Source organism: Stenotrophomonas sp. G4 (assembly GCF_003428825.1).
GTDB classification, from domain to species: Bacteria; Pseudomonadota; Gammaproteobacteria; order Xanthomonadales; family Xanthomonadaceae; genus Stenotrophomonas; species Stenotrophomonas indicatrix.
The window spans coordinates 2,631,444-2,655,887 of record NZ_CP031741.1 but is presented as its reverse complement, the minus strand read 5'-3'; the positions used below and the strand labels follow the sequence as shown (position 1 = coordinate 2,655,887).

The following is a 24,444-nucleotide window of genomic DNA, read 5'->3' as shown; positions in this document are numbered from 1 at the left end:
GAAGGCAATGGGGAAGGCTGTGTACCGGCCGATGTTCGCACTGATGTTGCTGTCGGGCCTTGCGGCCTGCTCATCGGCGCCGAAGAAGGCCGAGGTCGTGCCGTTCGAAACGACGCTGAGCGAAGCCGAAGCGCAGGTCACCACTGGCGGTGCCGATGCAGCGATCAGTGCGTTCGAACAGGCGGCCAAGGCCGACCCGACGCGCAAGGAACCGTGGGTGCGCATCGCACAGCTGCAGTTCGACCAGGGCCAGTATGCCCGCGCGATCGTGGCTGCCGAGGAAGTGCTCCAACGTGATCCGAATGATCTCGTTGCCGATGGCGTGATCACCGTGGCCGGCTTCCGTGTGGCCAACCAGTCGCTGACCCGTCTGCAGGGGCGCGGTGCACTGGCTTCGGATACCGCACGCAAGGAAGCGCAGACCCTGGCCACCACCCTGCGCAACACCATGGGTGATGCCATTCTCGATCCCACTCCCAAGCCCAAGGCCCCGCGCACCCGCAGCCGTGGCAGCCGCGCCGCAGCCCAGCCTGCCGCGCAGCCCGCCGCCCAGCCGGCCAAGCCCGCTGCCCGATCGAACAACGCCGATCCGTTCCAGAACATCGGCAACTGATCCGGAACCGGCCCCAGTCAGGAGACACTCATGGCCAAGAAGGAAAGCATCCAGAAGCGGCTGCAGAAGATCCGCCCGCCGCGCGTCCAGCTCACCTACGATGTGGAGAAGGGTGACGCGATCGAGCAGAAGGAATTGCCGTTCGTGGTGGGCGTGATGGGCGATTTCAGTGGAAATCCGGAGCAGCCGCTGCCGAAGGTCAAGGATCGCAAGTTCGTCAACGTCGATCTGGACAACTTCGACGAAGTGATGGAAGGCGTGGCGCCTCGTGCGGTCTATCGCGTGCCGAACAAGATCAGCGACGATGGCGGCGAGTTTGGCGTCGAGTTGAAGTTCAACTCCATGGACGACTTCCGCCCCGAGGCGGTGGTGCAGCAGATCGAGCCGCTGCGGCGCCTGCTTGAGTCGCGCACCAAGCTGGCCGATCTTCGCAACAAGCTGGCGGGCAACGAGAAGCTGGAAGATCTGTTGACCGATGTGCTCAACAACACCGAGCAGCTCAAGAAGCTCGGCGTGACCAAGGAGGACTGATCGATGTCAGCCGAAGCCAGCCAACTGGCCCCCCAGGCCGCCGTCGCCGAAGAGGTGGGCCTGCTCGACCAGATCGTCGAGAAGAGCAAGGTCGCCAAGTCGCAGACCGAGCACGATCGTGCCAAGGACATCATCGCCGAACTGGCGAAGGAAGTCCTGGACGGTACCGTGGTGGTCTCCGACAACCTCAACCTGACCCTTGATGCCCGCATCGCCGAGATCGACCGGATCATTTCCGAGCAGCTCAGCGCGGTCATGCATGCAGAGGCGTTCCAGAAGCTGGAAGGCAGCTGGCGCGGGCTGCACTACCTGTGCCAGCAGACCTCCACCGGCCCGAACATGAAGATCAAGGTCTTCAATTCGCCGCAGAAGGATCTGGTCAAGGATTTCAAGTCGGCCATCGACTTCGACCAGAGCGCGCTGTTCAAGAAGGTCTATGAAGAGGAATTCGGCACCTTCGGTGGTGCGCCGTTCGGCGCCCTGATCGGTGACTATTTCCTCGGTCGCCAGCCGGAGGACATGTACTTCATCGAGCAGATGTCGCACGTCGCTGCCGCGGCCCATGCACCGTTCATCTCCGCTGCAAGCGAAGGCATGTTCGGCCTGGAGACGTTCACCGACCTCGGCAAGCCGCGCGATCTGGCCAAGGTCTTCGATACGGTCGAATACGCCAAGTGGAAGTCGTTCCGCGAGAGTGAGGACAGCCGCTACGTTGGCCTGACCATGCCACGCTTCCTGGGGCGCCTGCCGTACAACCCCAAGGACGGCACCACCGTCGAAGGTTTCAACTTCGTCGAAGAGATCGAAGCGGCCGACCACAGCAAATTCCTGTGGTGCAACACCGCCTATGCGATGGGTGCGCGGCTGACCCAGGCGTTCGAAAGCTTCGGCTGGTGCGCGGCCATCCGTGGCGTGGAAGGCGGCGGTCTGGTCGAGGATCTGCCGACTCACACCTTCCGTACCGACGACGGCGAAGTGGCGCTGAAGTGCCCCACCGAGGTGGCCATCACCGACCGTCGTGAGAAGGAACTCAGTGACCTCGGCTTCATGCCGCTGGTGCACTGCAAGAATACCGACTATGCCGCATTCTTTGGCGCACAGTCGGCACAGAAGCCGAAGAAGTACAACACCGATTCGGCCAATGCCAACGCGATCCTGTCTGCCCAGCTGCAGTACATCTTCGCGGTCTCGCGTATCGCCCATTACCTCAAGGCGATGATGCGCGAGAAGATCGGCAGCTTCGCTTCGGCGGGCAACGTCGAGGAATTCCTCAACCGTTGGATTGCCCAGTACGTGTTGCTGGACGACAACGCTTCGCAGGAAGCCAAGGCGCAATTCCCGCTGCGTGAAGCTTCTGTGCAGGTTTCGGAGGTGCCGGGCAAGCCCGGTGTCTACCGCGCGGTGGCCTTCATCAGGCCGCATTTCCAGCTCGATGAGCTGTCTGTTTCGTTGCGTCTGGTCGCCGAACTGCCGGCGTCCGCAAAAAAGTCGTAAACGATTTGCTGTAACTGAAGCGTCCAGGGGAGTCCGCTCCCCGGATTGCAGTGACGCTTATTTCAAGAGGGCGTAGCCCCCCTTAACCGCCAGGCCCGCGCCTGGCACATCAAATCTCACGGAAGAACGGAATTTAGGAGACCAGATATGCAGCACGCTTTCCTCTCGATTGACACCATCAAGGGCGAGTCGCACGACGACAAGCACAAGGACTGGATTGAAATCCAGTCGTTCTCGCAGGATCTGTTGCAGCCGCGTTCGGCCACCGCGTCGACCTCCGGCGGCACCACCGCTGCCCGCGTGAACCTGTCCCCGATCGAAATCACCAAGTCGATCGACCTCGCCTCCACGGCCCTCAACCAGGCTGCCTCCAACGGCACCACCTTCCCGAAGGCGCAGATCCAGTTCATGCGCGCCGACAAGGACGGCAACGCGATCAATTACTACACGGTCGAGCTGCTGAACGTGCTGGTCCACCGCGTCACCACCACGGTGGACAAGGAAGGCATGCCGCAGGAAGTTGTTCAGTTGAGCTTCGGCGCCATCAAGTGGACTTACCAGCAGCAGAAGCCGGAAGGCGGAGTTGGTGGCAAGACCGTGGCGCAGTGGAGCGCAACCAAGAACATCCCGAACTACACCGTGTGATGTTGTGTCACTGCGATGGCGCCTCGTGCGCCATCGCAGTCTGATCGCCGGGCGGGGCCAGGAACGGCCCTGCCTTTGCTGCACCGCTGCCGCCCGCACGGATGCCGAACCTGAGTGGAAGATCAATGAAGGGACTCGAACCCAGCCTGCTGGAAAAACTGTTCGACGACGCCCCCAAGCAGCCAGGGGCCGGGCAGGTATTCAAGTCCGTATCGCTTGAGCAGTACAAGGAATCCATCGCACGTGACCTGGAGGGGTTGCTGAACTCGCGCGCCGCGTTCCAGGAAGGTGACATGAAGGAATTCCCCAATTGCCGGCAATCGCTGCTGACCTACGGGTTGGCCGACTTCTCTGCGATGAGCCTGGCCAATGCCTACGACCGCGCTGCCATCTGCCGCTCGCTGGAACAGGCCGTGGCCCGCCATGAGCGGCGCCTGCGCAACGTCAACGTACATCTGGACGCCGGCAACCAGTTCGCCGGCGGCCTGCATTTCACCATCCATGCGCTGCTCGACCTGGAGCCGGCGCGTGAGCCGGTCAGCTTCGACGCGATGCTGCAGCCCTCGACCCTGCAGTACCAGGTCACCCGCGCACGTCGCACGCAGGGCGCCTGATGCAGGACCTGCTGCCTTACTACGAACGCGAGCTGGGCTACCTGCGCCGTTACGGGCGCGAGTTCGCCGAACGCTATCCGAAGATCGCCGGTCGCCTGCAGCTCTCCGCCGAAGGGAGCCAGGACCCGCATGTCGAGCGCCTGATCGAAGCCTTCGCGCTGCTCAGCGCGCGCGTGTCCAAGCGCATCGAAGACGACTATCCTGAGTTCACCGACGCGCTGCTGGATGTGCTGTATCCGCATTACCTGCGGCCATTTCCGTCCTGTTCGATTGCCCATTTCGATCTGGATGGCGTGGCATCCAAGCTGAGCGCGCCGGTGCGGGTGCCGCGCGGCACTGCGCTGCAGAGCCGCCCTGTGCGCGGCGTGCCGTGCGACTTCCGCACTGCCTACGATGTCGTGCTGGCGCCTGTCGGCGTGCAGCAGGTGGTGTACCGCGGCGTCGCGGATGCGCCGATGGCCACGACGCTGCCGGCAGGGACCGGCGGCCAGATCTCGATGGGATTCCAGCTGCTCTCCGACCAGCTGGGCTTCCACCAGTTGGGCACCGACCATCTGCGGCTGTTCCTCGACGGCGAGCCTTCAGTGCGCGCGGCCCTGCGCGATGCCCTGCTGCTGGGCGTGAAAGCGGCGTATGTCGAGTCCGATGGTGACGGTCGCTGGCGGCGCTTGGACAAGGTGCCGCTGAGCGCGGTCGGGTTCGCCGATGACGAAGCGCTGATCGATTTCCCGGCGCGCTCGCATCCTGCCTACCGCCTGTTGACCGAGCTGTTCGCCTATCCGGAAAAGTTCGGCTTCGTCGACCTGCACCTGCCGTCGGTAACCGCCGGTGCCAGCCGCCGTTTCACCCTGCATCTGGTGCTGCAGGCGCAGGGCCAGGATCGCGGCAACATGATGGTGCTGGACGAACTGGGCGTTCACAACGTGCGGTTGGGTTGTACGCCGATCGTCAACCTGTTCCGCACCAGTGGCGAGCCGATCCGTGTCACCCATCGTACGGTGAACTATCCGGTGCTGGCCGATGCACGTCGCGCGTTCGCCTATGAAGTGCATTCAATCGATTCTGTGCATCGCATCCGGCAGACACCGCAGGGTGAGCTGATCCAGGCCTTCCGCCCCTTCTATTCGCTGCACCACGGTGAAGACCCCGAGCGCACCGGCCAGTACTGGGTGGCGCGTCGTGACGAAGACATTGCGCGGCAGAGCCCGGGTTTCGAGACCGAGATCAGCTTCGTCGACCTGTCGTTCAATCCGGTGCTGCCGCAGACCGATACGGTCAGCCTGGAACTGACCTGCAGCAACCGGGACCTGCCCAACCAGCTCGCCTTCGGCGTGGCCGGCGGCGACCTGAACATCGAGGGTGGCAGCCCGGCCAAGGCGATCAGCCTGCTTCGCAAGCCGACCAAGCCCCTGCGCTTCCGCCACGGCCGCAATGCCCAGTGGCGGCTGATCTCGCATCTGTCGTTGAATCAGCTTTCGCTGACCGCCAGTGGCCTGCCCGCACTGAAGGAGATGCTGCGCCTCTACGACCTGTCTGGCAGCAACGTCTCGGCGCGCCAGATCGATGGCATCCTCGAGCTGCAGCAGACGCCCGTGACCACCTGGATGCATGGCCGCCAGTTCGCCTCGGTGGTTCGCGGCCTGGAGATCCGCCTGACCATCAATGAAGCCCATTTCGTGGGTACCGGTGTGGCTGCCTTCGCCCAGGTGATGGACCACTTCTTCGCACTCTACGTGCATGCCAACAGCTTTACCCGACTGGTGCTGGTTTCCGGCGACAGCGGGGAGGAGATCGTCCGATGCCCAGCGCGCAGCGGCGAATCGATCCTGGCGTAGCCCAGCAGCTGCTCACCGAACCGCACCGCTTCCAGTTCTTCCAGGCGGTCCGGTTGCTTGAGCAGGTGTTCCAGCGACAGGGCGTCAAGCCCGGCCAGGCGGTGCCGATGCGCGTGCGGTTCCGCAACTCGCTGTCGCTCGGGTTCCCGGCCACCGAGTTGTCGGCCGAGGCAGGGGTGTATTCGCTCAAGGGTGAGTGGCTGCAGGACCGTGAGGCCATCGAGCAGGCCCTGCACGGCGAGGAACTGGCCGAGGTCCACCTGACACCGCAGTTCATGGGCCTGCTCGGTACTGCCGGTGCCTTGCCGCTGCACTACACCGAGACGCTGCAGCTGCGTGAGCTTTACCAGCGCGACCGCACGGCGCGCGCGTTCCTGGACATCTTCTCCACCCGCGCGGTATCGCTGCACTACGCCGCATGGAAGAAACATCGCCTTGCATTGCAGTACGAGCTGGATCGGCGCGAGCGTTTCCTGCCGCTGGTGCTGTCGCTGCTTGGCATGGGCATGAGCGAGCTGCGCGACCGGCTGCATGAAGGTGAAGGCGAGATCTTCGACCAGGCCGTGGCCTATTACGCCGGTGCGGTTCGGCAGCGGCCGGTGTCGGCGGCACTGATGCAGCGCGTGCTGTCGGATTACTTCCAGGTGCCGTTGCACCTGGAGCAGTTCGTGGGCGCGTGGTACCGGGTTCCGTCCGGCCAGGCGACGCGGCTGGGCCAAGCCAATGCCGTGCTGGGTGCCAGCGCGCTGGCCGGTGATCGTGTATGGCAGCGCGACCTGCGCTTGCGGCTGCGCATCGGCCCCCTGCGCCGCGACCAGTTCGATGCATTCCTGCCAGGGGGCAGTGCCGCCGAAGCGCTCTCCAAGTGGTTGTCGCTGCTGACCGGCGGCATCCTCGAATACGAAGTACGCCTGGTCCTGCGTGGCGAGGATGTGCAGGGCAGTTCACTCGGTGCGGGCGGCGGTGTCCGCCTGGGCTGGGACAGCTACCTGTGCACCGCGCCCCAATCCACCCCGCGTGAGGACACCACCTATGGCATCCACACGCTGCAATGACACTGTGCCGGTGGTGTTGCTGCCATCGGCTCCCGAACGGTTCCAGCAAGGAGTGCGCGTTTCCGCATGAGCATCAACCTCAAAACCCTGATCAGCAAGCTGGACGACACCTGCCGCCAGGCGGCCGAACGGGCTGCGAACCTGTGCATGGCGCGCGGCAATTACGAGGTCGACCTGGAACATCTGTTCCTGGCGCTGCTGGAGCAGCCGCAGAGCGATTTCGTGTTGATCGCGCGCCGCAGCGGCATCCTGCCCGAATCGCTGGAGCGCGATCTCAATGACGAGATCAGCCAGTTCAAGACCGGCAACAGCCGCACGCCGGTGTTCTCCCAGCACATTCCCAAACTGTTCGAGCACGCTTGGCTGATTGCCTCGCTGGACTCGGAAACCACCCGCATCCGCAGTGGTCACCTGCTGCTGGCGCTGCTGACCGAACCGGATCTGGCCCAGCTGGCCTACCGCGGCTCGAAGCTGTTCGTGCGTTTCAAGCGCGATGAGCTCAAGCACGACTTCGCCAAGCTCACCGAGGGTTCGCAGGAAGCGGTGCAGACCCTGCGTTTCGCCGATGCGTCCGCAGGCGACGAGGCCGGCGAGGGCGCCGACGCAGTGCCGGGCGAGGCCAAGGGCGGTCTGTCGAAGACGCCGGCGCTGGATCAGTTCACCACCAACCTGACCCAGCGTGCACGCGAGGGCAGGATCGACCCGGTCATCGGCCGCGATGGCGAGATCCGCCAGGTGATCGACATCCTGATGCGCCGTCGCCAGAACAACCCGATCCTCACCGGCGAAGCCGGCGTCGGCAAGACCGCAGTGGTCGAGGGCCTGGCCCGTCGCATCGCCGACAAGGATGTGCCCGATGTGCTGCAGGGCGTGGAGCTGCATACCCTGGACATGGGCCTGCTGCAGGCCGGCGCCAGCGTAAAGGGCGAGTTCGAGAACCGCCTGAAGAATGTGATCGACGAGGTCAAGAAGAGCCCGCATCCGATCATCCTGTTCATCGACGAAGCGCACACCATGATCGGTGCCGGCGGTACCGCCGGCCAGAACGACGCGGCCAACCTGCTGAAGCCCGCTCTGGCCCGTGGTGAACTGCGTACCATCGCCGCCACGACCTGGAGCGAGTACAAGAAGTACTTCGAGAAGGACGCCGCACTGGCCCGTCGCTTCCAGGTGGTGAAGGTCGAGGAGCCAAGCGAGGCATTGGCCGCGGCCATGCTGCGTGGCATGGTCGGGCTGATGGAGTCGCACTTCAACATCCGCGTCCTGGACGAGGCCGTGACCGAGGCGGTGCGCCTGTCGCACCGCTACATCAGCGGTCGCCAGCTGCCGGACAAGGCGGTCAGCGTGCTCGATACCGCCTGCGCCAAGGTCGCGTTGGGGCAGAGCGCCACGCCGGCCATCATTGAAGACACCCGCAAACACCTGGACCGCCTGCAGGCCGAGATCGGCGCACTGCAGCGCGAGACCGCCGGCGGCAGCGACCACCACGGCGAACGCCTGGCGGAACTGCACGCGCAGCAGGCCGAAGCGCAGGCCGTGCTGGCCAGCAACGAAGAGCGCCTGGGGCGCGAACGTGAGCTGGCCGGCAGGATCGCCGCATTGCGCCAGCAGATGGAGCAGGGCGAGGCTGCGGCGAGCGACCCCGAGCCGACCGGTGACGAGGGGGACGGCGATGTCGCCGTGGCCAAGCCGGCCGCCAAGCGTGGCAAGGCAAAGCCGGAACTCTCGCCGCAGCAGGCTGAACTGGCGCGGTTGCAGGCCGAACTGCGCGAGCTGCAGGGCGAGACCCCGATGGTGCCGCTGCAGGTTGATGGCACCGTGGTAGCCGAGATCGTCTCGGCCTGGACCGGCGTGCCGCTGGGCCGCATGGTCAAGGACGAGATCCGCACCGTGCGCACGCTCGGCAACCTGCTGGTCGAGCGCGTGATCGGCCAGGACCATGCGCTGGATGCGATCGCCCAGCGCGTGCGCACCGCCACCGCCAAGCTGGAGGATCCGAACAAGCCGCGCGGCGTGTTCATGTTCGTCGGCCCCTCGGGTGTCGGCAAGACCGAGACCGCGCTGGCGCTGGCCGACATCCTGTATGGCGGCGAGCGCAAGCTGGTCACCATCAACATGAGCGAGTACCAGGAAGCGCACAGCGTGTCCGGCCTGAAGGGCTCGCCGCCGGGTTACGTCGGCTACGGCGAAGGCGGCGTGCTGACCGAGGCCGTGCGCCGCAATCCCTACAGCGTGGTGTTGCTGGACGAAGTCGAGAAGGCCCATCCGGACGTACTGGAGATGTTCTTCCAGGTGTTCGACAAGGGCATGATGGACGATGCGGAAGGCCGTGAGATCGACTTCCGCAACACCCTCATCATCCTCACCTCCAACATCGGTTCCTCGCAGATCATGCAGGCCTGCCTGAACAAGCCGGCCGAAGAGATCCCGGATGCGGAAGCGCTGTCGGAGGCGTTGCGCCCGGTGCTCATGCGCACCTTCAAGCCGGCCTTCCTGGGGCGCCTGAAGGTGGTGCCGTACTACCCGATCAACGATGACGTGCTGGCGCAGATCATCACGCTCAAGCTCGGCCGCATCCGCGACCGCGTCATTGCCAATCACAAGGCCACCTTCAGCTGGGACGACAGCCTGGTGGAGGCCGTGCTTGCACGTTGCACCGAAGTGGACTCGGGTGCGCGCAACGTTGACCACATCCTCAACGGAACCCTGCTGCCGGAAATCGCCGAGAGCGTGCTGGCGGCAATGGCCGAGGGGAACCGGATCAACGCCATCAAGGTCACCGCTGGCAAGAAGGGTGACTTCAAATACAAAGTGTCCTGACACTGAGCAAATGGAGAACGCTATGGAATTCTATGGATTTGACCGCGAAGCCGCCCTCAACCACTGCGACAGCCTGGAACTGGGCCTGGGTCGTGAACTGGACCGTGTGCGTGCCTGGAACCGGCTGCGCCCTGAGCACGTGATCGAGCTGCTGGACACCGCCGCGCCGGCCGCTCGCCAGGATGCCCGCAACATCGCCGCGCAGATCAGCCGCGGTTCCTGGCGCATCCACATGGATGCCCCGGTGGTCGGCAAGCCACAGCTGGTGAGCAACGCGCGCGAACTGCAGATCACTGCCGGCGGCCGCGATTACCGCCTGAAGATCAGCGAGGGCGTGCGCCTGCAGCTGGAAGAGATTGTCCAGGCCGCCTGATGGCCGTGCGAGCCTGTCGCCCCCGCAGGGGCACAGGCCTCGTGGAAGCGGGAAGCGGAGTACACCGATGCGCACGTCGCATGCAGACCACCTTGAAGTTCGGGACGTCGGGGAACCACCATGGAACTGGTAAACAACCTGCGGGCGGCACTGGCTGGCCCGTCGCACGCTCAGCGCTTCCTGCGGCTGCACACGTCGCTGGGGAGCGATGTGCTGGTGGCCGAAACCCTTGATGGCGTCGAGCAGATCGACGGCATCGGTTTCCAGTGGACGATCACCGCCCTGTCGCTGGACGCCGGCCTGGCGCTGGCGCCGCTGATCGGGCAGGGCGCGCTGCTGCAGCTGCAACAGGCCGACGGCAGCGTGCGCCCGCTGCATGGGCGCATCACCGCCGCCGAGCGGCTGGGCAGCAACGGCGGCCTGGCCCGCTACCGGCTGCGCCTGCAGCCGTGGCTGGCATTCCTGTCGCAGCGGGTGGACAGCTACGTCTTCCACGACAAGAGCGTGGTCGAGATCGTCGAGGACCTCTTCGCCGACTACGGCACGCTGGCACCGGCCTGGCGCTGGTCGCTGGCGGACGCCAGCCAGTACGCGCGGCGCAGCCTGACCACCCAGTACCAGGAAAGCGACCTGGCCTTCGTCCAGCGCCTGCTGGCCGAGGAAGGCATCTATTACTGGTTCGAGCATGCCGGCGAGCCCGGCGGCGCGGACTTCGGCACGCACACGCTGGTGCTGGCCGACCACAGCCATGACACCGCCGACCTGGGCAGCGTGCGCTTCCATCGCCGCGACGAGAGCGAGCGCAGCGACAGCGTGCAGCAGTGGTCCACCGCGCACCGCTGGCGGCCGGGCAAGGTCGAGCGCGCCACCTGGGATTACCGCACCCTGGAGCGCCGCCAGGCCAGCGCCGAGGCCGGGCAGGGCAACGATCTGGGCATCGTCGACCGCGATACCTGTGGCCCGTATGGCTGGCAGGACAATGCCCGCGGCCAGCGCCGCGCGCAGCAGCACCTGGATGCGCTGCGCGTGCGCGCGCACACCATCGAGGGTGCCGGCCAGTGGCGGGCACTGGCCCCGGGCGCACGCTTCGCCCTGTCGCAGCATCCGCAGGTGGGCGAGGACGCACAGTTCCTGTGCCTGTCGGTGCGGCACCAGGCCCGCAACAACCTGGATGCCGACGTATTCGATGCGCTGGAGCAGACCCTGGGACCGGCCAGCGTGGCCGCACCGGCGCTGCCTGGCGCGCTGTCCGGGCTGGCCTACGGCGATGCGCCCGGCGAGGTGTCCACCGCGTTCTACGACAACCGTTTCGTGGCCATCCCGTCCGAGGTGACCTACCGGCCGCAGACCGAGGACGGCCACGGCGTGCACCTGCATCCGCGGCCGACCATCACCGGCACACTCAGCGCGATCGTGGTCAGCGACGGCGATCCATTGCTGTCCGACCGCGACCACCGCATCAAGGTGCAGTTCCCGTGGCAGCGTGGCGGCAACGCCAGCAGTGGCCTGGCCCATCCCGGTGGTGACGACAATGCCCCGGCCAACGGCGGCGCCTGGACCTGGGTGCGGGTGATGACGCCCTGGGCCGGCGACAACTGGGGCGGCGTGGTGCTGCCTCGGCGCGGGCAGGAAGTGCTGGTGGCGTTCCTGGAAGGCGACATCGACCGGCCGGTGGTGGTCGGTGCGGTCTACAACGGCCGTGGCCAGCAGGATGCGCAGCACAACCAGATCAACGGCGGCGGCGCCAACGCCACCGGCAACGCGGCGGCCTGGTTCGAGGGCAACGACCACGCGGCGGTGTACACCGGCTTCAAGAGCCAGGCGCTGGCCGACAGCCAGGGCGGTACCGGCGGTTACCAGCAGCTGCGGTTCGACGACACGCCCGGGCAGGGCCGCGCGCAGCTGTCCACCACCCAGCACGAGACCACGCTGACGTTGGGCCACCTCAAGGGCGGCCAGGACAACGTGCGCGAAGGCGAGCGCGGCTTCGGCGTGGAGCTGGCCACGCAGGCGCAGGGGGCACTGCGCGCCGGCCGCGGCCTGCTGCTCACCACCGAGCAGGGCACGCCGCAGCTGGCCGCGCCGCAGGCACTGGGCCAGCTGCAGGAAAGCCAGCAGCTGCTGCAGCAGCTGGCCGAGTCCGCAGCCAACCAGCAGGCGCAGCTACCCAGTGACCCGACCGAGCTGCCGGCGTATACCACCCTGACCGAACTGCAGGAGGCGCTGCGCGCCACCCACAGCGGCAGTGCCGCGGGCAGCATCGCCGGCGGCGATGGCGAAGCGCCCGGCTGGAGTGCGCCGGTGCTGCTGGGCAGTGGCGTGGCCGGTGTGCTGAGCCTGACCCCGGCCGACCAGGTCTGGGTGAGCGGCACCCACACCACCCTGGCCAGCGGCGTGGCGCTGAACTGGATGACGCAGGGCTCGTTGACACTGGCCGTGGCCGGCGGCCTGGTGCTGTACACCGCCGGCGTGCAGCCCAGCGCCGAGAGCCCGAACCAGGAACGCGGCATCGCGCTGCACGCAGCGCAGGGCAAGGTGAGTGCACGCGCGCACAAGAACCAGGCGATCGTGGCGGCCAAGACCCAGGTGCGTATCGCCAGTACCGAAGCGGACGTGCAGCTGTCGGCACCGAGCAAGCACCTGCTGGCGACCGCGGCCGGAGCCTATATCAGGATCGAAGGCGACAACATCGAGCTGGGCGCGCCGGGGAAAGTGGAGTTCAAGGCGAGCCAGCGGGAATGGGTGGGGCCGGCGAGTCTGGCGGGGGAGGCGAGGATGCCCTCTAGTTCACATAACGCATGTGAGTACCGAGTGCGCGCTGCTGAGAAGTCCGGCGCTGGCTTGGTTCCACTAGGAGCCTGACAGATGCAACTCGATCATCGGCTGTTCGAAGCACATCAGTACGCATTGATCAATCCGCTCCAGATGGATCGGCGCATTGCCTTGCTGTGGCCATGCGAACCCATCGTTCCAAAGGAACTCGTCGGGCAGCAGCATCTGCTTCCTTATCTCCTCAAACTCGGAGAAATGGCGCCAGATGCGCGCCTGGCAGCACTTGATGAAACAGTGCAGTACGCGCGCGATCATAGCCGATCCCCCTTCTCGGCTCTGTTGAAATGTGCCGCCGGAAGCCACCAAGTCCGAAATCATCTGGCCCGTATGATGGTGAGAAAAGCCGAAGGTGAGAAGATGCTGTTCAGATACTACGATCCTCGTGTCTGGAGCGCGCTGAAGTGGATTCTCTTGCCATCGCAGTTGAACGCGTTGCTTGGCCCCATCAATTCCTGGACTGTCCCCGTGGGCCAGGGGATGAGTTGGGAGACGTACGAAAGTACAGGACGTGACCTGGATGGCATGCACCTCACGTCTGATCAGCTGTACGCGATCGCTTCATTGGCATCTGTCAATAAGGTGATCGACAGGTTGCGTCTGGAGGGCAGGTGTATCGATGACACCACGCTGTCGAGACGCATCTTTGATGAACTGGATAGGGCTGGCGAGTGCGGGTTGACGGATCCAGACGACAAGGAATCCTATGCATTCGCCTCGCTGTATCAATCACCCGAAGTTCACAATACACATCGGTATCAAGAGGCTCTTCGGATTGCCCGCCTAGAGCCTGGCGCGTTCCGTAGCGCCGTCAGTGACCCCTCCGGCGAAGAGGCGGATGAACCTACATCGGAGCAGGAAGAACAAGGAGCTTGGCAGCATGGATAAGAAGCCGACACAGTCGTGTGACCCCGCGAAAAAGTGTGATGTCTGCGATCAGGTCGGCTTGCCGATTCTTCCGATCAGGTACGCCATTTGCCGTTCCGACGTCAAAGAAATGTGGCAAGGGCCCAAGCTGGGAGGGGGTTTTGGAAAGGATGTGGCCAGTGTTGCCCTTCCGGGCAGTGAGGCACACTACACGCTACGCCTTGCTCGCCAAGGCTATCTCTATGTATTCAATGAGATTCGTGGCGAATGGAAGGGCTATCAGATCACCAGCGACTCCCATCTCCTCGAGTTCGATCCGCATGCAGCCCCTCCGCCTCAGGAAGAATTTCAACCTACATGTGCGCGAATGGCGGATTCGCAAGTGGCTCGCTTCGTTACCATTCCAGACCCCAAGCGCGCGGGAAAAGTCTGGTTTGGCTTCTCAGAGGCCCCGTGGACGAAGGAAATCATTGAGCGAAACCGCAAGTCGAGTGAGCGCAAGAAGCATATGCGCTGTATTGATGTTCAGGCGTGGCTCAAAGGAAAGTCGCTGGATCACGTAGGAAGTGCCACTGACGCCCCCCTCATGGTCAGCGAGTTCAAATTTGGCAAGAGGATGAAATCCGAGCCTGAGGTGAAGATCCCTATGCTTCCCTCGAATCCGCCGCCGGCTGCTGAACCTGGGAAGCCTCGGATCGTGGATGGTGCAGTTGAGAAGCTCATCGATGTCGTTGAGGTGTATGCCAATCCCGGCTTTTCGTTCTCCTTCGCGCCTTTTTCAAGGTGCAAGCAAGATGTGCCAGGAATGGAGGCGTGGCTTCAGAAGAGCTCCCCGGCCGTTCGTCCGATGATGGTGGCGTTGAACGATCCCGCGGGGATAACGCAGGAGCTTTCCGCACTTGTTCGGCAGAAGACCCGGGACTTCGAAGAGGAAGGTGATCGCGGGTGGAAGCATGCAACGTCGGTGGCAATCCGGGGCATCCGGCAGGCAATTGAGGATCAGGCTGCCGCAGAAAAGCTGAGTTCGGTACGCGCAAGCGCATACACTGGACGCGCCGCGATTGAGTTGTATGCGGCGGGAATCACCAAGATGCGTGAGGAACTGACGCCTGAAGAGGACAAGAAGGCAAGAGACTCAGCATGGGACCGTTACCGTGATGACTACAGTCAGCAAGCGCTTGATCAGTTCGACACGAGCCTGTCGCCAGAAATGGAGCGCTACACATCTTCGCACCTGACCCCGATCGCCCAGAGCTTCGTACGCTGGTACAAGAGTGACGATTTCAGGACGTGGCTGGCATGCAATCACATTGACGAGCTGTCATACAGTTCAATGAGATTGACGGAGATCGTCGACAATTCGCTTGAGGGAGTCGTGGGATTCGAGTGCGTACAGGCGGCGGTTCTCGCGGACCTCGCCGGACGTTTTCAGGACATCAAGAACTGTACGGTTCGGGCCCTGACCCTCAATGACAAAATTGCGGCGGAGGTGATCGAGAAGCAGTCAAAGACATTCTTGAGCAATGCAGACAATCCCGGAGCCTGGTCCAATCTCTTCAAGGCCTATGCTCATGTTCTTGATCGGGGAGCTAACAAGCCCCGCGAACTGCAACACGGGCTGGGCCTGGCCGCAGGTCTAGTGTTTAAAACATCTGGGATGTTTGTGACTGCTCTGACCAAGGCGGGATCAACGGTCGCAAAGGCTGGTATCAACGTCGCCATTTCTACCGCGACGAGGAACAATCTGGTTGGCCTGCTCGGAGTCCTTTCAGGGAAGCGTATCCAGAGGATCGGGATACGTGCCTCCGAGCGCGAGATGGCGCACTTTCTGGTGGAAGCACTGAGCGAGGGACAAGCGGGAGTCAACAAGCGGGAGTTAAGGGCCCGTGTGGATCAACACCTTCGGCAGGAACTCAGTGAGCGGAGTGGCGCAAGAGTCGCGACAGGCGATCGCAATGCGCGCGGCAGAAAGGTCTTTGAGTGGGCTGTGTTCTGGGACAAGGAAGCGATGGCAGCGGTCCGGAACGGGCAGCCCGGCTCTATGGGAAATATGCTGATGAGCGAGGAGCAGGTGAGGGCGCTGGTAAGGAATCGTGCTGCACAGTACACCGCCCCACATGTCAACTTGGACGTGCGCTTGGGAGTTGTCGGGCTGATCTTGGACGCTTGGAACGTTGCAGATTCATACGGGAAGTTGGATGAGGAAAAGGAAGGTCCGGCCCGACGTCGTCATCTGAACCTGGGGGCTGCGCTTGCAGGATTTGCGGGGACCAGCGTTGAATTGACTAGTTTAGCTCTGGGAAAGTCGATGTGGGGGCGCACAGCACTATCCTCAGAGATTCGATTTGGTGCGGTGCAAGTGTCCACACGAGCGGGAATGGTGGGGTTCTTTGGAAAGCTGCTAGGGGCTGTGGGAGGTCTGTTGGGTGCAGTGATTGACGGATGGAAAGCTTATGATGCTTACAAACGAAATGACGTTCCGATGGTTGCGTTCTATACCGTGACTGCGATATCCGGAGCTGTTGTCGCTATTTTAATGTTGGCCGGCGTGATGACAGCTGGCGTTGGATTCATTGTGCTTCTGGTTCTGGGGCTTATCAGCATGCTTGGCGAGTGGCTTATTAATTTGATTCGAGATGACAAGATCGAGCGATGGCTTGATATGACACCTTTTGGTGTTCATAACCATGGCTCATTTGACTCAGTCGATGCACAGGACGAGGCGTACCATGCGATGCTTCCCTCTGGGGCTTGACGGATGAGCCAGTTCGCAGGTTGGCTCGCGCAACGGTATCGCAACAACCGTCGTTTGACGGAGTACGAGATCGTCGCGGACGTTCGTAAATTCGATTCATCAACCATGGCGCCGCTGGATCAGGGCATCATTTACCTCGACGACGATTGTATTGAGTACGTTGACCGTCATTTCCTTTATCGCGGCTGGGCCGCAATGTGGGGCGGGGTAGTTCTCGGTCTTGTCTTCGCATTCGTTCTGGCGATTGTGTATGCAACCTTGGAGATGCATGCCGAAGGGAAGTCCGTAAGTCCGGAGATGACGGTCACGGTCGGTGTGCTCGGTGTACTCTTGCTCGGTTTCGTCGTCTTTACGTATTGGATGCTTCTCGGTAGAGATATCTTCCGATACCAGTACTACCCGATTCGATTCGATCGACGTGAGATGAAAATCCATATCTTCACGGGGGGGAGGGGAGGCATCGTTTCAGCGCCATGGTCAGGTGTTCGCTTCATCATCGGGACGGACAAGCCCACGGGGCCTAATGATGGTGTTACTTACGACCTTCGGGGCCTGGTCATGGATGGAGACAAAGTCGTCCACACTTTCGCTATTGGCTCGGATAGCGGAAGCAATCCTGGCATCACGCTCGCACATTGGGAAATGATCAGGCGCTTCATGGAAGAAGGGCGCTCCGAACTACCGTTTCCGCCGCTTCAGTTGTACACATCGGTAGAGCCGACCTTCAGAAATGCTTTCATCATCCATGTCTCTTCCGCGGGTTCGGGGCTGATGTGGATCGCGCTGCCGCTCACTTTGCCATGGGCGGTCTTCCGCTTCTTGGCGATGAAGCTATGCCGGAAACCGGTCTGGCCTGCGTCTGTGCTCAGGCATGGATCCTCTACCACTTCCGGAATGCCCCCGCTCCGCGCACCGGTTGTGTACGGGCGGGTGAATCGCGCAGGGGGACGTGCTGATGAGATGGAGCGCTTTTGGAAGGAGTCGATTGCGGCCGCGAAGTCTCGCAACGATGAGGTTCGGAGTCGGCTTCAGCAGTCGTCAATCACCGCTTGAGATGCCAGCCATGGCGAAGCCATGGCTGGCTTGGAGGAGGAATCGGCACGGAAGCGCTAAGGATGTTCTGGATAACCTTTGCTGAGTGTGGATTTCAGCCAGCCATCCATGCCGGGCGCGTCGCGCGCAGTCAAGCAGGCCTCGCGATGACGCCACGAAGCCACTCAATAGGTCGATCCCGTGTCATGCGCGCCGGGGGCAATGAAGTGAGATTCGATGTTTACCGGTTGGAAGCTGAATTTCCCTTGGGACGTGGGCTTTCTCTGCATGAGGACGCCTCGCGTTTCGATGTTCTTACCCCCAATCCGTGACGCCTGCCGAGCGCGCCTGACTGGTCGGCTTCAATTCGACCTATATCGATCTGATCGATCGTCGTTTTCGGCTGCGCGGAACGGTATCGACCGCCGTGGTTCTGCTTGGCACGTTGGGGCTGTTCCTGCTCGGATTCTTTCATCTCTTCACTCTGGTCATCCCGAGCCTGGAGGGAGATGTCTGGGACTGGGTGATGCATGCGATGGTGGCTGCGTGCGTGATCGGCGCCCACGCACTGTTCTGGCATATCACCCTTCGATACGAGTTTTTCACCTACGTCTGGTGCCCGACGAGATTCAATCGGCGTAACCGCACGGTCTACTTCTTCGCCGGCGGGAAGGAAGGGGCCGTATCCGTCCGCTGGGATGAGACCGTGTTCTACATCGGGCGAGGAACCAGCGAGGAGTTCCTGCGTGATCTGCGCTGTAGGATCATGTGGTCAAGCGGACCTTTGCTATTAGCCACTACTTCGACGATGTACTGAAGATACGGGGATCTCGGAACTCCTTCGTCGCTACATGGACGGACCTGCGGAAGTCTGGCCGGTCCACTCCGATGGCCATGCTCAATCGCGAACTACGCATCGGAACCCATATCCATAGTTCTGATTGGCATCAATGTCCCTGCCTTTGGGATCCTGCCGCGCGGCCGTATCAGGCGCGCGGGACGCACGCGTGAACGTCATTGACACAAGCGCGAGTGAATCTCCACCTTGGTTGGTGCTGCTGCGAATGACCTTCTCGCTCCCACTCTTTGGACCTTGCGGGTCGCGTAGATCCTTTCCCGTATAGCTGGCTTCATACCAGTCCTGAACCCATTCATGGCCGTGATCGATGATGTCGTGGAGTCCTGCGGAATTGGGTGGATACTTGCCCAGAGCGACACCACTTCCATCCATGTTCTGATCGAAGCTGGCCACATTTCGACCATCGTCGATCCGACCGTTGTCAGTCGCATAAATTTCCATCTTCCCGCCTGAGCGTGCGGCATACTCCCATTCTGCCTCGGTTGGAAGTGCGGCTCGCTTCCCCGTCTTGCTTCCCAGCCAAGCGCAGAATTCTTGTGCCTGAGTCCAGCTCACCCCCGCTGACGCCTTTACGTCCTTTCGATAGAGGCCTGCATCAATCTCGGAAGTTCCGATCCGGGGTTGTCCGGTGCTATCGGAGAACGCATCGTACTGTTCAACCGATATCTTGTGAGCAGTTATCGAGAAGTCACTCAGCGTGATCTTGCGAAGAACATCGTCGTTGGTTTCACCGCTGTAAGGAAGCTTATCGGCATGGTGTACTGGACCAAAGTCACCCATCAGAAAGGTTCCACCCTTCATTCGAACCAGATCCCGGATGACCTGCTCCTGCAGGCTTGCGCCTGCATGCTCGCGCTCTTGAGCTTGGTGGGCGCTGTTGGCGGGTTTACCAGCGCATGCGCTAGGGGCAAGGGGAAGGAGGGCGAGAATCCCAATGGGCCACAGTCGATAGCTACACACATTCAGCTCCTTCTTTGTGTCTGCAGAAGTTAGCAGCGTTGGGCGAATCTTTGAGTGAACCCTTGTTTCAGCCTTGCCAATCGCTGAGCTTCGATCAATGGGTCCCCCCGGGGGGGGGGGGGGGGGCTGTGCAGGCCCGCGCAAGCGCCAGCCTACACACATGCCTCCGGAACAACACCGAAAGAGCGTGCCGTCGCCAGAACTCGATCACCGTCACCGGCATGACAGCGGCCAACAACACGGTTGAGGGATCAACGCGCTGCCAGTGGATACGACCCTGACCGCACTGCAGGAAGTGCTGCGCGCCATCCACAGTGGCAGTGCCGCGGGCAGCATCGCCGGCGGCGATGGCGAGGCGCCAGGCTGGAGTCCGCCGGTGCTGCTGGGCAGTGGCGTGGCCGGCGTGCTGAGCCTGACCCCGGCCGACCAGGTCTGGGTGAGCGGCACCCACACCACCCTGGCCAGCGGCGCGGCGCTGAACTGGATGACGCAGGGCTCACTGACACTTGCCGTTGCCGGCGGCCTGGGCCGGCGTGGAGCCCAGCGCCGAGAGCCCGAACCAGGAGCGCGGCAAGGTATTCGGGACGATGAACAAGCACTCCCGCGACAAGGTCGGAGATGTGGGGAATTCTTATCTGCAATCGTTCCTTGAGAAGCGCTCAAAGTTGCTCAACGAATTCCCTAAGGGATATGAGGTCGCTCAGATCATGAGCATCGACGATCCAGTGCAGTTGGCCGCCTTGGACGGCGCCGAGGCGCCCACTTTCGCCATGATGGATCCGCCGGATCTATGGCTGGACAGGGATGATCAAACGATGCTTGCTTGAGCGTCATAGGCTTCTGCAGGGCGGTGGATTTCTCCGCCTGCCTTATACGCCCTGGGGAGTGCGCGACTCTCATCTTTGAGTCGCGCAACGGAATCCATAACTCGCGTTCTGGTTGGCATCAATCACATCACCATCGGAATTTAGAATTTTTTCCGGCTCCGGAGGTCGGTGATCACGTGCAAAAGTCATTGAGGTGTGCACGAGAGAATCGCCGCCGCGTTTGCTGCTTCCGCGCAAGACTCTCTCAGCGCCATTCTTGGGGCCTGTAGGATTCCGAGTGTCACCGCCGGAGTAATTCTCCTCATACCAATCCTGCACCCATTCGAAGCCATGGTCTGTCATGTCGTAAAGTCCAGCAGGATTCGTAGGGAACCTGCCTAAAGCGGCCCGGACACCGTCATCGTACTGCGAATAAGTTGCCACGTTCCGGCCGTCATCAATGGTGCCCGTATCGGTCGCAAAAATAACCATTTTACCGCCAGAGCGTGCGGCGAACTCCCACTGCGCTTCCGTGGGTAGCACCAGCTTCCGGCCTGCCTTCTTTCCAGCCCAGGCGCAGAAATCAACAGCGTCCTGCCAGCTCACTCCGGCAGCGGCCTTGGAGTCGGCGCGATAAAGCGTCGCGTCAATCTTCGAAGTACCCACCCTCGGGCGACCAGTCGCGTCTGTGAAAGCATCAAAGTCCTCAATCGACACTTTGTGGGCCATGATCGAAAAATCGTCCAGCGTGATCTTGCGGAGGACGTCATCATTCATGGCTCCGCTGTAGGGCAGCTTGTCCTCGTTGTGCGCGGGGCCGAAATCGCCCATGAGGAACGAGCCGCCCCTGATCGGCACCAGGTCCGATATGATCTTTTGCTGCGTAGCTTCACCGGAGCCACGCTTTGCCTCGGGAGACGGTTCTTTCCCCAGGGTGTATGTGGACGTAGCGAACAGCAGGATGACCAAGAGCCCCGCAGTCGGGGGCAGAAGCCTAGGCATGGGAAATTCCTTTGACCGAGTGTCGCATGCTAACGGGCTCGCCCCGCCGGCGCATCCGTACCGAGCGGCGGTGCGATGCGACATATGTCTCGCTCTGACGGCTCTGAGCTCCCGAGCAATCACATTCCATGTCATCCTCCCCAAGGTGACGTGACAGGAGGTCGGATGTATACCGGATGGATGCGGGAATTTCCCGTGGGCGTGCGCTCTCTGCAAAGGAAAGCGCGTCGCGTTTGGATGTGCATGCAGTGCAATCCGTAGCGCCTGCCGAGCGCTCCTGCCTGGTCCGCTTCAACTCGACCTATATCGATCTGATCGATCGTCGTTTCCGGCTGCGCGGCATGGTGTCGAGCACCGTGGTTCTACTTGGCACGTTGGGGCTGTTCCTGCTCGGCTTCTTTCTTCTCTTCACTCTGGTCATCCCGAACCTGGAGGGAGACGGCTGGGACTGGGTGATGTATGCGATGGTGGCTGCGTGCGTGATCGGCGCCCCCGTACTGTTCTGGCAAATCACCCTTCGATACGAGTTCTTCACCTACGTCTGGTACCCGACGAGATTCAATCGGCGTAACCGCACGGTCTACTTCTTTACCGGCGGGAAGGAGGGGGCCGTATCCGTTCGCTGGGATGAGGCCGTGTTCTACATCGGGCGAGGAACCAGCGAGGAGTTCCTGTGTGATCTGCGTTGCAGCATCATTGAGGATCACGTCGTCAAGCGGACCTTCGCTGTCGGCCACTACTTCGATGACGAGCTGAAGATACGGGCGATCTGGGAGTTCCTTCGTCGCTACATGGAGGACGGTCCTGCGGAAGTGGTCGACACTATCGACGGTCGGCAGATGAACCTGTCCGTGGTGCCTTCATTGCGCAACTGCTATCTGTTTGTGGTGGCCAGCCTTGGGCCAGCCATGCTCAGTGCCAGATTCATCCTGATGCCGCTGCTGTTGCCCCTGGTGTTCTGCCGGTGGCTGGTCCTGCGATCCTGCCGCATGCCTGTTTGGCCGCAGTGGGTAGAGGAAGAGTGTGCGGTTGATGCGGATGACCCATTTAGTCTGGTCGAGGCGGACGTCATGGCACAGGAGCAGGCCGATGCATCATCTACATGATCGAGCGCTCGTCAGGATGATTGTCGATCAACACAGAGGGGAGCAGCGGGTGCCGTCCAGCTGCGACTTCGCCTTCATGTACATGGGAGATAGGCGATGAGCCAGTTTGCTGGCTGGCTTGCCCAGCGGTATCGCAACAATCGTCCCTTACTGGGTACGAAAAGGCTGCCGATGTGCGCAATTTCGACTCATCCACGTTTGCGCCGATCGATAAAGGAATCATCGCCATTGATGACGATTGCATCGATTTTGTTGATCGCCATTTCTTGTATCGGGGTTGGGCGCTGATGGGGGCGAGCGTCTTCATCACGCTGGGGCTGTTGTTTGTCATTGCGATGCTGCACGCAACTACGTCGCTGGTTGATCGGGCTGGGCCGCTCGAATCGAGTGAGGCGTATGCAATCGCAGGCTTGATCACCCTCGTTATTGCGTTCCTGGGGTTCATTCTCTGGAAGCTGCTCTTACGAGATGTTCTGCGTTACAGGTACTACCCCATCCGCTTTGATCGCACTACGCGTCAGGTCCACGTCTTCTCGGGTGGGCGCAACAAGGTGGTGTCGGCGCCCTGGTCGGATGTCCACTTCATCATCGGAAGGGACAAGCCGACGGGACCCGGCGAGGGCTACACCTACGACCTCAGAGGCCTTGTGATGCGTGGCGATCAGGTCGTCCACACATTCGCAGTAGGGTCGGATTGCGGATCGAGTCCCGCCATCGTTCTCGCCCACTGGGAAATGATCCGGCGCTTCATGGAAGAGGGGCGTTCAGCGCTCCCGTTCCCGCCGTTGCAGCTCTATACCTCGGTAGTACCGAGCTTCCGCAATGCACTCATCATTCATGTGTCTTCGGCCGGCTCAGGGCTGATGTGGATCGCGATGCCGCTCACCTTGCCCTGGGCGCTGTTCCGCTTCCTGGCGATGAAGCTGTGCCGGAAGCCCGTCTGGCCGGCATCCATCGTCGGGGGCAGGGCGGCGGTTTCTGCTGGTGCGCCGCCACTCCGCGCCCCACTTGTGTACGGGCGGGTCGATCATGCAGGAGGGCGCGCGGAGGAGATGGAGCGCTTCTGGAAGGACTCGATAGCTACAGCGAAGGCCCGCAACGACGAGGTGCGGCAGCAGTTGAAGGAACGTGGGGCTGGTGGCCGGTGACGAAGATGCTCGGATTCAAGGTGCTTCCAGAACAGAATGGACACTGGGGGCATTTCCTGGCGAAGGCGAGCCTGCCAGGCCATGCATCCATGCACCCTGGTCGCGCGGTTCAGTGGATCGATGGGAACTGCCTGGTGTTTGCAACCTGGAAGCGAGCCTCGAATCGGGGCTTTCTATTTGTCCTGGCACTGATGGCACTGCTACCCCTGTTCAGCATGGCGATGGATGTGGCGCTGACGATCAAAAGCTGGACGCATGGCTGGCCACATTTGATACTGATGGTCGCGCTGTTTGTTGCCGGCATGATCGGTTGCCTGGCGTCGGCCTGTCACCTGTATCGCAAGCCTGCTGAGCCGCCGGTGGTACTCAGTCGCCGACTTGGAAAGTTCTACTACTGGTTGGATACAAACAGGGGTTGGATAAGTCTGGACTACGATGCCGTGGTACCCATCAGCAGACGGGATATGGTCCGTGGCAAGTATGTGTCCACGCCAGTTCAGGTGCTCGCCGTCGTCGGGTTGACACCGGGCAGTCGCCAGATCGACAAGTTCCTGCCCCTGTCGGAGCCCTTGCTCAACGACGCAGGTCCCGAAGGGCTTTGGGAATTTCTTCGGCACTACATGAACGGCGACACGAGCACGCTCCCTGCGACCGCTGCTGCTCCACCATCGGTTGGGGTGGATGCAGGCTTGGTGCAGTTGGAGCGGCTCGTGTTTGATCCCTGGATTGATCGTGACCATCGCGTCAGAGGGCTTTCCGGCTGGCTTCATATCCTGATTCTGGGCAGCCTCATGTTCTGGTTCGAGCTGGCAGGATTCTGGCTGCTGCGTCGTGCCCCTCGTGTTGCGTGGCCCGATGCTCTGTCCGATGAGCTGGATTCCTTGGCAATGAAGGTGCCATTCCCCCCGAGCGCGTACACGCCGCAGTTGCGGGGCGAAGTGCGGCCGCCACGACTATGGGTTCGCTGGCTACTGCCGGCACTGTTCAATGCAGTGGTCGTACTCGCGCCGATGGTTCTGCTGGCGCTTCTGCCGTGGACATCCGGCAACTCCTGACACCCAATCCATGGGAACTGGAACTGGAACTGGAACTGGAGCCAT

Annotated in this window: 21 protein-coding genes; 19 read left to right on the top strand and 2 right to left on the bottom strand. The window is 62.1% G+C overall.

The window, feature by feature from the left end:
• Positions 1 to 7 precede the first annotated feature (7 nt).
• The 14 genes from D0Y85_RS12255 to D0Y85_RS12190 all read left to right on the top strand — a co-directional run bounded on the left by D0Y85_RS12255 (position 8) and on the right by D0Y85_RS12190 (position 18,280).
• Entirely contained in the window at positions 8 to 613 is a 606-nt protein-coding gene (locus D0Y85_RS12255) for a tetratricopeptide repeat protein (protein WP_240329234.1), read from the top strand.
• A gap of 30 nt (positions 614 to 643) precedes the next feature.
• Complete coding sequence (gene tssB / locus D0Y85_RS12250; protein ID WP_117310666.1) at positions 644 to 1,144, top strand: type VI secretion system contractile sheath small subunit; 501 nt, start codon at positions 644 to 646, stop codon at positions 1,142 to 1,144.
• Positions 1,145 to 1,147: 3 nt separating this feature from the next.
• Entirely contained in the window at positions 1,148 to 2,638 is a 1,491-nt protein-coding gene (gene tssC / locus D0Y85_RS12245) for a type VI secretion system contractile sheath large subunit (RefSeq protein WP_117310665.1), read from the top strand.
• Positions 2,639 to 2,785: 147 nt separating this feature from the next.
• A complete protein-coding gene (locus tag D0Y85_RS12240) occupies positions 2,786 to 3,283 on the top strand; it encodes a type VI secretion system tube protein Hcp (RefSeq protein ID WP_006465355.1) in 498 nt (165 codons plus the stop codon).
• A gap of 125 nt (positions 3,284 to 3,408) precedes the next feature.
• Positions 3,409 to 3,897: a type VI secretion system baseplate subunit TssE gene (gene tssE / locus D0Y85_RS12235; RefSeq protein WP_117310664.1), complete on the top strand. Its 489-nt coding sequence runs from the start codon at positions 3,409 to 3,411 to the stop codon at positions 3,895 to 3,897.
• Entirely contained in the window at positions 3,897 to 5,732 is a 1,836-nt protein-coding gene (gene tssF, locus D0Y85_RS12230) for a type VI secretion system baseplate subunit TssF (RefSeq protein ID WP_117310663.1), read from the top strand. Before tssE ends, tssF begins: the two co-directional genes overlap by 1 nt.
• A complete protein-coding gene (gene tssG, locus D0Y85_RS12225) occupies positions 5,696 to 6,787 on the top strand; it encodes a type VI secretion system baseplate subunit TssG (protein WP_117310662.1) in 1,092 nt (363 codons plus the stop codon). Before tssF ends, tssG begins: the two co-directional genes overlap by 37 nt.
• 66 nt (positions 6,788 to 6,853) lie before the next feature.
• Positions 6,854 to 9,607 carry a type VI secretion system ATPase TssH gene (gene tssH, locus D0Y85_RS12220; RefSeq protein ID WP_117310661.1) on the top strand — a complete coding sequence of 918 codons (2,754 nt, stop codon included), beginning with the start codon at positions 6,854 to 6,856 and terminating at the stop codon, positions 9,605 to 9,607.
• A gap of 22 nt (positions 9,608 to 9,629) precedes the next feature.
• A complete protein-coding gene (locus D0Y85_RS12215) occupies positions 9,630 to 9,980 on the top strand; it encodes a hypothetical protein (RefSeq protein ID WP_117310660.1) in 351 nt (116 codons plus the stop codon).
• 120 nt (positions 9,981 to 10,100) lie between these two features.
• Positions 10,101 to 12,842, top strand: a complete 2,742-nt coding sequence (gene tssI / locus D0Y85_RS12210; RefSeq protein WP_117310659.1) for a type VI secretion system Vgr family protein — start codon at positions 10,101 to 10,103, stop codon at positions 12,840 to 12,842.
• A gap of 3 nt (positions 12,843 to 12,845) precedes the next feature.
• Complete coding sequence (locus D0Y85_RS12205; RefSeq protein WP_117310658.1) at positions 12,846 to 13,697, top strand: DUF4123 domain-containing protein; 852 nt, start codon at positions 12,846 to 12,848, stop codon at positions 13,695 to 13,697.
• The gene (locus tag D0Y85_RS12200; protein ID WP_162887666.1) at positions 13,690 to 16,431 is read left to right on the top strand and encodes a T6SS effector BTH_I2691 family protein; all 2,742 of its coding nucleotides are present in this window, start codon (positions 13,690 to 13,692) and stop codon (positions 16,429 to 16,431) included. Before D0Y85_RS12205 ends, D0Y85_RS12200 begins: the two co-directional genes overlap by 8 nt.
• Before the next feature lie 3 nt (positions 16,432 to 16,434).
• A complete protein-coding gene (locus tag D0Y85_RS12195; protein ID WP_117310656.1) occupies positions 16,435 to 17,484 on the top strand; it encodes a DUF6708 domain-containing protein in 1,050 nt (349 codons plus the stop codon).
• 406 nt (positions 17,485 to 17,890) lie between these two features.
• Positions 17,891 to 18,280 carry a hypothetical protein gene (locus tag D0Y85_RS12190; RefSeq protein WP_117310655.1) on the top strand — a complete coding sequence of 130 codons (390 nt, stop codon included), beginning with the start codon at positions 17,891 to 17,893 and terminating at the stop codon, positions 18,278 to 18,280.
• An 81-nt stretch (positions 18,281 to 18,361) separates the two neighbouring features.
• Here the strand turns inward: D0Y85_RS12190 and D0Y85_RS12185 are convergent, their stop codons facing one another.
• Complete coding sequence (locus D0Y85_RS12185; RefSeq protein WP_240329233.1) at positions 18,362 to 19,102, bottom strand: SUMF1/EgtB/PvdO family nonheme iron enzyme; 741 nt, start codon at positions 19,100 to 19,102, stop codon at positions 18,362 to 18,364.
• 445 nt (positions 19,103 to 19,547) lie between these two features.
• Between D0Y85_RS12185 and D0Y85_RS21030 the strand changes: the two genes are divergently transcribed.
• Both D0Y85_RS21030 and D0Y85_RS20580 read left to right on the top strand, forming a co-directional pair.
• A complete protein-coding gene (locus tag D0Y85_RS21030; protein ID WP_343202871.1) occupies positions 19,548 to 19,934 on the top strand; it encodes a DUF2345 domain-containing protein in 387 nt (128 codons plus the stop codon).
• On the top strand, positions 19,870 to 20,109 hold the full coding sequence (locus D0Y85_RS20580) for a hypothetical protein (protein WP_162887581.1): 240 nt from the start codon (positions 19,870 to 19,872) through the stop codon (positions 20,107 to 20,109). The genes D0Y85_RS21030 and D0Y85_RS20580 overlap by 65 nt, the downstream gene beginning before the upstream one ends.
• A 69-nt stretch (positions 20,110 to 20,178) precedes the next feature.
• Here D0Y85_RS20580 and D0Y85_RS12175 read toward each other — a convergent pair whose 3' ends face one another.
• Positions 20,179 to 21,090 carry an SUMF1/EgtB/PvdO family nonheme iron enzyme gene (locus tag D0Y85_RS12175; RefSeq protein WP_162887665.1) on the bottom strand — a complete coding sequence of 304 codons (912 nt, stop codon included), beginning with the start codon at positions 21,088 to 21,090 and terminating at the stop codon, positions 20,179 to 20,181.
• Between the two features lie 176 nt (positions 21,091 to 21,266).
• Between D0Y85_RS12175 and D0Y85_RS12170 the strand changes: the two genes are divergently transcribed.
• From D0Y85_RS12170 to D0Y85_RS12160, 3 genes are all read left to right on the top strand, one after another.
• On the top strand, positions 21,267 to 22,196 hold the full coding sequence (locus D0Y85_RS12170; protein ID WP_162887664.1) for a DUF6708 domain-containing protein: 930 nt from the start codon (positions 21,267 to 21,269) through the stop codon (positions 22,194 to 22,196).
• Positions 22,197 to 22,369: 173 nt separating this feature from the next.
• Positions 22,370 to 23,344: a DUF6708 domain-containing protein gene (locus tag D0Y85_RS12165; RefSeq protein WP_117310651.1), complete on the top strand. Its 975-nt coding sequence runs from the start codon at positions 22,370 to 22,372 to the stop codon at positions 23,342 to 23,344.
• The gene (locus D0Y85_RS12160) at positions 23,341 to 24,399 is read left to right on the top strand and encodes a hypothetical protein (RefSeq protein ID WP_117310650.1); all 1,059 of its coding nucleotides are present in this window, start codon (positions 23,341 to 23,343) and stop codon (positions 24,397 to 24,399) included. Before D0Y85_RS12165 ends, D0Y85_RS12160 begins: the two co-directional genes overlap by 4 nt.
• Positions 24,400 to 24,444: the final 45 nt, after the last annotated feature.

Excerpts from the sequence above, each read along its gene's own strand:
- D0Y85_RS12200 (WP_162887666.1), top strand. The coding sequence starts at position 13,690 with ATGGATAAGAAGCCGACACAGTCGTGTGACCCCGCGAAAAAGTGTGAT.
- D0Y85_RS12185 (WP_240329233.1), bottom strand. The coding sequence starts at position 19,102 with ATGGGTGACTTTGGTCCAGTACACCATGCCGATAAGCTTCCTTACAGC.
- D0Y85_RS12215 (WP_117310660.1), top strand. The coding sequence starts at position 9,630 with ATGGAATTCTATGGATTTGACCGCGAAGCCGCCCTCAACCACTGCGAC.
- D0Y85_RS12240 (WP_006465355.1), top strand. The coding sequence starts at position 2,786 with ATGCAGCACGCTTTCCTCTCGATTGACACCATCAAGGGCGAGTCGCAC.
- D0Y85_RS12195 (WP_117310656.1), top strand. The coding sequence starts at position 16,435 with ATGAGCCAGTTCGCAGGTTGGCTCGCGCAACGGTATCGCAACAACCGT.
- D0Y85_RS12175 (WP_162887665.1), bottom strand. The coding sequence starts at position 21,090 with ATGCCTAGGCTTCTGCCCCCGACTGCGGGGCTCTTGGTCATCCTGCTG.
- D0Y85_RS12205 (WP_117310658.1), top strand. The coding sequence starts at position 12,846 with ATGCAACTCGATCATCGGCTGTTCGAAGCACATCAGTACGCATTGATC.
- D0Y85_RS20580 (WP_162887581.1), top strand. The coding sequence starts at position 19,870 with ATGAACAAGCACTCCCGCGACAAGGTCGGAGATGTGGGGAATTCTTAT.
- tssH (WP_117310661.1), top strand. The coding sequence starts at position 6,854 with ATGAGCATCAACCTCAAAACCCTGATCAGCAAGCTGGACGACACCTGC.
- D0Y85_RS12170 (WP_162887664.1), top strand. The coding sequence starts at position 21,267 with ATGGATGCGGGAATTTCCCGTGGGCGTGCGCTCTCTGCAAAGGAAAGC.
- tssE (WP_117310664.1), top strand. The coding sequence starts at position 3,409 with ATGAAGGGACTCGAACCCAGCCTGCTGGAAAAACTGTTCGACGACGCC.
- tssB (WP_117310666.1), top strand. The coding sequence starts at position 644 with ATGGCCAAGAAGGAAAGCATCCAGAAGCGGCTGCAGAAGATCCGCCCG.
- tssG (WP_117310662.1), top strand. The coding sequence starts at position 5,696 with ATGCCCAGCGCGCAGCGGCGAATCGATCCTGGCGTAGCCCAGCAGCTG.
- tssI (WP_117310659.1), top strand. The coding sequence starts at position 10,101 with ATGGAACTGGTAAACAACCTGCGGGCGGCACTGGCTGGCCCGTCGCAC.
- tssC (WP_117310665.1), top strand. The coding sequence starts at position 1,148 with ATGTCAGCCGAAGCCAGCCAACTGGCCCCCCAGGCCGCCGTCGCCGAA.
- tssF (WP_117310663.1), top strand. The coding sequence starts at position 3,897 with ATGCAGGACCTGCTGCCTTACTACGAACGCGAGCTGGGCTACCTGCGC.
- D0Y85_RS12255 (WP_240329234.1), top strand. The coding sequence starts at position 8 with ATGGGGAAGGCTGTGTACCGGCCGATGTTCGCACTGATGTTGCTGTCG.